This window comes from Streptomyces sp. NPDC005393, assembly GCF_040606675.1.
Classification (GTDB): Bacteria; Actinomycetota; Actinomycetes; order Streptomycetales; family Streptomycetaceae; genus Streptomyces.
In genome coordinates this window covers 24,285-30,284 of record NZ_JBEXFG010000065.1, presented here as the reverse complement: position 1 = coordinate 30,284, position 6,000 = coordinate 24,285, and the positions used below count along the sequence as shown (strand labels likewise).

General features: G+C 67.2%; 4 protein-coding genes and 1 pseudogene. 4 read left to right on the top strand and 1 reads right to left on the bottom strand.

From position 1 onward, the window contains the following. Positions 1-795: 795 nt before the first annotated feature. The 4 genes from ABZS71_RS32450 (at position 796) to ABZS71_RS32435 (ending at position 3,590) form a co-directional block, all read left to right on the top strand. Positions 796-1,062: a hypothetical protein gene (locus tag ABZS71_RS32450; RefSeq protein ID WP_356215740.1), complete on the top strand. Its 267-nt coding sequence runs from the start codon at positions 796-798 to the stop codon at positions 1,060-1,062. Positions 1,063-1,109: 47 nt separating this feature from the next. Continuing rightward, the gene (gene ltrA, locus ABZS71_RS32445; protein WP_356215738.1) at positions 1,110-2,252 is read left to right on the top strand and encodes a group II intron reverse transcriptase/maturase; all 1,143 of its coding nucleotides are present in this window, start codon (positions 1,110-1,112) and stop codon (positions 2,250-2,252) included. A 770-nt stretch (positions 2,253-3,022) separates the two neighbouring features. Continuing rightward, positions 3,023-3,325 (top strand): hypothetical protein, encoded by a 303-nt coding sequence (locus ABZS71_RS32440; RefSeq protein WP_356215735.1) that lies wholly within the window; start codon positions 3,023-3,025, stop codon positions 3,323-3,325. After that, a complete protein-coding gene (locus tag ABZS71_RS32435; RefSeq protein WP_356215732.1) occupies positions 3,318-3,590 on the top strand; it encodes a hypothetical protein in 273 nt (90 codons plus the stop codon). The genes ABZS71_RS32440 and ABZS71_RS32435 overlap by 8 nt, the downstream gene beginning before the upstream one ends. 114 nt (positions 3,591-3,704) lie before the next feature. Here the strand turns inward: ABZS71_RS32435 and ABZS71_RS32430 are convergent. Beyond that, a pseudogene (locus tag ABZS71_RS32430) lies at positions 3,705-4,460 on the bottom strand (PP2C family protein-serine/threonine phosphatase); the annotation flags it as partial. Positions 4,461-6,000: the final 1,540 nt, after the last annotated feature.

Genomic DNA, 6,000 nt, shown 5'->3' with positions numbered 1-6,000 from the left:
TTCGGCACCGCCGACGAGGTCCGGAACCAGCGGTCCGTCGCCCTCGCCAGGGCTTACGAACGCCACCCCGAACGCTTCGCCCGCCGACCGACACCACCCGCGATACCCGGCCAGATCTGGATCAACGACCCCGCCAAACGCAAAGAACCCGAACCACAACATTCATAGCACTACAAACGTCTCATTTGACTTGACAACTACGTGCGCCGTGGAAAGCGCTGTTTGACCGAGTGGAGGTGGAAGACCTGCACCGCTCGCCCCGTCGCAGCGGGGCGAGCGTAGCTGGCGGCAGCCTGATCCGGGAGGTGCCGGGGAGGGCGGGAGCAGCCGCGACAAAGCCGGGACGGCTCAGGACTGCCAGATGGGCCGGGTCCGGCGAGCGAGACGCAGAGGTGTACGAGAGGAACCGGCGTTTACGCCCCGAAATGAGTCACCGGCTCGAACCTGGCGGATCCGGGCCGGATGCGGTGCGCACCCAACTCCTTTACCGGGTTGGGGAACTCCCGGGCAGGTTTGTATATGCAGGCCCGGGAGGCCGTGGTGAATGCCTGCGGCGTAACCACGGCGAGGCCGCCGGGGCAGAGTCGGGCGCCTACTGCGACAAACGGTCAGCAGTGAACACGGGAACCGTCCCGGATCTGCCACCGCACCGTGCGGCCAGCGCGGTTCGGAGGTTGGGCTCATCGTCGGCCGAGCGGTTCGGGACGGGGCGGAGCCGCCGTAGTACTCGGAGCCGGGGAAAGCCCGGAACAGGGGGAAGGGCGGCAGCAGTTACCAGAAGGGAAGGAGACTGCAATGCCAGAAGACGCACCGCCGAACGGCGGCGCTCCGGCCGGACCGGCCCCGCTGGGGCCCTCGGGCCGGGTACTGGAGATGCAGACCAAGCTTCACCGTTGGGCGGTGGCCGACCCCGGCCGCCGGTTCGACGACCTGTTCAACTTCGTGCACGACTCGGCGACGCTGATGATGGCGTTCGACCGGGTCGCGGGCAACAAAGGAGCCCGGACAGCCGGCGTGGACGGCCTGACAGCCGCCGACGCCGCCTCGACTCCGGGATTCTGACGGTCCTGCGCGCGGACCTGAAGTCCGGATCATTCCGGCCGCTTCCGGTGAGGGAACGCAAGATCCCCAAGCCGGGCGGCTCCGGAAAGATCAGGAGCCTCGGAATTCCTTCCGTGGCCGACCGGACCGTTCAGGCCGCGCTGAAGCTGGTACTGGAACCCATCTTCGAGGCCGACTTCCTGCCGGTCTCCTACGGGTTCCGGCCCAAGCGGCGGGCCCAGGACGCGATCGCGGAGATCCAGCGTTTCGGCACCAAGGGTTACCGCTGGGTGCTGGACGCGGACATCGAAGCGGCCTTCGACAACGTTTCGCACCGCGCCGTCATGGACGCGGTCCGGGTACGGGTCAAGGACAAGCGCGTCCTGGCGCTGGTGAAGGCGTTCCTCAAGGCGGGCATCCTCACCGAGGACGGCCAGCACAGGGACACCCACACCGGCACCCCGCAAGGAGGCATCCTCTCCCCGCTGATCTTCAACATCGCGCTGTCGGCGCTCGACGAGCACCTGCACCGCGACTGGAAGCCCGGCGGGCGGATGGATGCCCAGTATCCGCGCAGGAAACGTCGTCGGCACGGCCTGCCCAACTGGCGAATCGTCCGCTACGCGGACGATTTCGCGATCTTGGTGCACGGCTCCGCCGACGACGCCCGCGCGCTCCAGGACGAAGTGGCCTCCGTGCTCGAACCGTTGGGGTTGAGGCTGTCACCGGCCAAGACCCGGATCGTGCACATGGAGGACGGGTTCGACTTCCTCGGCTTCCACATCCAGTGGAAACGTAAGCGGGGAACCGACAAGTGGTACGTCTACTTCTTCATCGCCGACCGGCCCGTCCGCTCGGTGAAGGACAAGATCCGTGCCCTGACCCGCAGGACGTCACAGGCCAATCCCGCAGACGTGCTGATCCGGCTCAACCAGATCGTGCACGGCTGGACCAACTACTTCCGGCATGCAGTCGCGAAGCACACGTTCCGGATGCTGGGGATCTTCCTCTGGCGTCGAGTGATCATGTGGCTGAAGACGCTGCACCGCTGGTCGTGGAAGGACGTCCGCAAGTGGCTGCTGGGCCCTCACGGGGTCTGGCTGCCAATCACCGTGGACGGAGTGGAACTGATCAACCCGGCGCGAACACCGGCAATCACGCGGTATCGCTACCGGGGCGACACCATCCCCACTCCATGGGCGAGCGCCTGAGGGACAACCCACGGCAACAACTGTGGAGAGCCCGGTACTCGGTAACGGGTACGCCGGGTTCGGTGAGCGGCCTGGAGAAACGGGCCGGTGGCAACACCGGTACCGCGCTCCAGGCCGACTCAACCGCAACAGGCCCACACGTCGCAAGGCGTCCTCTAGCTCCTCCACGCGTTCGCCAGTGTCCTCTTCGACGCGCAGAGCTTCGGCTACCTCTTCGAAGGCACGGCGCCGGTCGAGTTCCCGCAACGCGGCCTGGAACTCCTCGCGGAGCGGTTCGGGGACAAGAGGGCCGACCTCATCGACGATGTCGCCCATGAGCTTCCTGAGGCCCAGGACGACCTCACGAATTCTCTGCCGTTCTTCCCTCGACATCTGGTGACCTCTGACCAGCCGCAATCAGTTACTGAGTGATTACAATAAGTGGCGATAGAGGTGAGGCAAAGTGCGCCCTGCTAAGACCAGCCTTCGCGAGCGTGAGGCGGTCGTGGACACGACACTCCGAGCTGGACTCACCTCAGGCACTGAGAGCCCTCACCTGCGGCACCCACAGTTCTTGAATCACAGCGGCACAAGCCCCGCTCCCCCGGCGGCTACGCGCTGACCTGCGCCGAATACGAGACCGCCATCACGCTCACCGGCTTCCTCCGCGAGATGGGTAACCCGGCCACGGGCTCCTGGGATGATGAGGGTGCCAGCGCTGAGGGTGACTCCGTCGTGGAATGGCCCCGGCCGGACCCGTCAGACGCACAGGGACGAAGGGAAGTCAGAGGGTGACCGCACAGCCAGTCCGCCCGCACCAGCCGGAGCCGAGGGTCCCGCGCACCATCGGCGGTATTTCCGAGGCGCTGCGTGGCGCCCGGAGGGCGCAGTTCTTCGCCGAGGTGCTCGCGGCCGAGCAGGGCGCCGAGCTCGATGCGACGCTGACCGAGTGGTGGGGCCGGGCCATGCTGGACAGTAACCCGCAGCGCGACCGCATCCATGCGGCAGCCGAGGCGGGCACGCTGCCGACCACGAGCTGGGACGAGATCGCGCGCCGCCGCCGTGCGAACGGCGGAGCGATGCCCAGTGAGTGACGAACCCCGCGACTTATGGCCGGTCGCCCCTTCCGAAGCGGTGGGGGAAACCCTGGCCGACCCAGGACTGTCGGCCGACCTGTTCTCCGCGGTGGTCGCCCTGACGGTATCCATCGCCGAGGACCCGTGGCTGAAGGGCAGCACACCGCTGGAGGGCGATGACGACTGGCGAGAGGTCCTGATCCCGGGCGGGCGCGGCATCGCCGAGTACCGCATCAACCGGGACACCCACGACGTAATCCTCACCCGGATCGTGCCTTTCTGACCGAAGCCCCAGTCCCTCCTCGAAGGCTCCGCACCCAGCCTGCTGGCCAGCTGGGTGCGTTCGGCACGGGCCCGGCACAGTGCCAGACCGCGCGCTGTCTCTCGGCGACGTCGTTCACTCCCTGTCGCGGCTGATCAGAAGGTGGGCCCTGTCGTCGTTGACGTCCTCCGCCACCGCCTCGATGAGGTGCCAGGATGCGCCGTGAATCCCGTTGTCGGCTATGTAGCGGTCAGCCTCACCGGTGAGACGGTCGATGCCCTCGACGATGTCGCGCCCCGGAGTCTCGACCAGGCCGTTTGTGTAGAGCATCAGAACATCACCGGGGCGGAGAGAGCCCTGGGCCGGGTTGAACTGGGCACCGTCGTACACCCCGAGGAGAGGGCCGTCTGCGGCCTTCTCCTCCCAGCGGTCCCTGCCCGCGCTGTACTGGAGGCCGGGCAGATGGCCGGCGGAGAAGAGTTCGTAGTCGCCTGAGGCCAGGTCCAGGGCGAGGTGGATCGAGGTTGCGAAGCCCTCGTCCCAGTCTTGTCTCAGGAAATAACTGTTCGCAGCGGGGAGGAACGCGGGAGGTTCAAGCGAGCCCAGCAGGCCGCCGAAGGCGCCGGACAGAAGGAGGGCGCGGGAGCCCGCTTCTGTGCCCTTGCCGGAGACGTCCGTCAGCGCCACTTCAAACATGTGGCCATGGTTCGTGCGAGCGGCGACGACGAAGTCGCCCGAGTAGGACTGGCCGGGCGCCGGGCGGAGCGACATCTCACGGTGCCAGCCGCGCGGCAGGTTGGGCAGCTTGCTCTGCATCCGGATGGGTTCACGTATATCGATGCGCATCCTGCCGCCGCGCCGCCACGGTCGGCTGATGCGGTTGCGCAACTGCCGCCAGTTGTTCGCGGTTGTCCCGGACAATCGTGCGGCGCTCTGGGGCTGCTTCGCCCGGGAGGAAGCGCGTGGTTCGGCCGCACGGTGTATTTGTCCGGGGACGGTCCTCATCCTGAAAGTGTCAGCGGCTGGAGGGGAAGGCACCTGGTAGCCCAGGTCGTCAGCCGCTTGCTGAATGGCGGCGTGTTCCTCATCGAGGACCGCGCGCGCCTTCTCCAGCGCACGGTCTACGTCATCGAGGACCGCATCGTCGTGGCCGGTGGCACCGAGGCTGGGCTGAGGTGACTGCTGGGCCGGATTCTCCGGCGGAGCCGGGTCATCATGCCCCATCCGGAAGCGCAGTTCGGCAAGCTCGTCTTCCAGGATCTGGATGCGGCGGGCGGCATGGTCGGCAACCCGTTGGGCGGTGTCCCGTTCTTGTTCGGCACGGGACAGCTGCTCGCTCAGTTCCGCCTGCTGCCGCTGTGCCCGGGAAAGACGCAGTTCCAGTGCCGTGTGCTCCTGCGGATGCCGGTCCGACAGCGGCTTCAGGGCGTCGGCCCGGCGCTTCAGTTCTGTGACCTGTGCCTGGGCCTGGCCGGCCATGGCGAAGAGCAGTGTGGCGATCTGCAGCGCCTGGTACCGGCCCCGTTCGCTCGCCTCGTAGGCTGTCTGGACCCGTTGCATTTCTTGGTAGATCTCGATCGTGCGGTCCTTGGCCGCCAGCAGCTCCTTGGCGAGCGCCAGCTCCTGCGCCCCGGCGAGCGGTGTGGGACTGGTCTGTGCCCGGTCCCATAACGCTCTTGCAGCCTCCAGACGCGGCGTACACCGGTCGCTGGAGTCGTCCGGAAAGCACACGTCGGCCACGGCCTCGACCAGGTCCCACTCCAGCCCGTCACCGGCCAGCAGGTCACGCAGCCGACGCAGCTCGGGCACAGCCCGGGCAATGAAATGCTCCGGTGTGAGCCGCTGGTGCAGCTGGCTCACCGGAACCGATGACTCGTCGATCCAGGACCGCACCAGCTCAACGAGCTGGTTGATCTCGGTGCACGACCCCCGTGCCGGTGCCCACGGTCGCCCCGGTCGATTCCTCCCGCCACCCACTTGTCTTCCCCCTTCAGTTGTTCGGCGGACAACCCCTCGTTGTCGCCGAAGAACCATCCAACCGGACCGCCCGGAAGCTCTGCCCAGGGATCGTGGTCATCCTCACCGACACAACGCGATCCAGGCGGTGCGCTCATGGACCACACATCCCCTGCCTTCTTACTTCTCGTCCTGGCTGTGGCAGCCTTGTTCTCTACCATCGCCGCGGCCATATCCTTCGCCCTGGCCCGCTGGGACGGTGCGACGATCCCATCGGCCTTCACCCGCGGCGGCGTCACCTTCGCAGCCTGCCTCACCCTGTGCCTTGCAGCTCTCTCTGCGGTCAACCGGTGAAGCTGTGGAGCGTCCTTCACCCGCGGCGGCGACCGTGTCCGCGCCGTTCAGGTTCGCGCGGAACCAGCGAGCGGCGGTTTTGTTCGGTCGCATACGCCCGCCGCGCCTCCGCCCCGGCTCA

Excerpts from the sequence above, each read along its gene's own strand:
- ABZS71_RS32450 (WP_356215740.1), top strand. The coding sequence starts at position 796 with ATGCCAGAAGACGCACCGCCGAACGGCGGCGCTCCGGCCGGACCGGCC.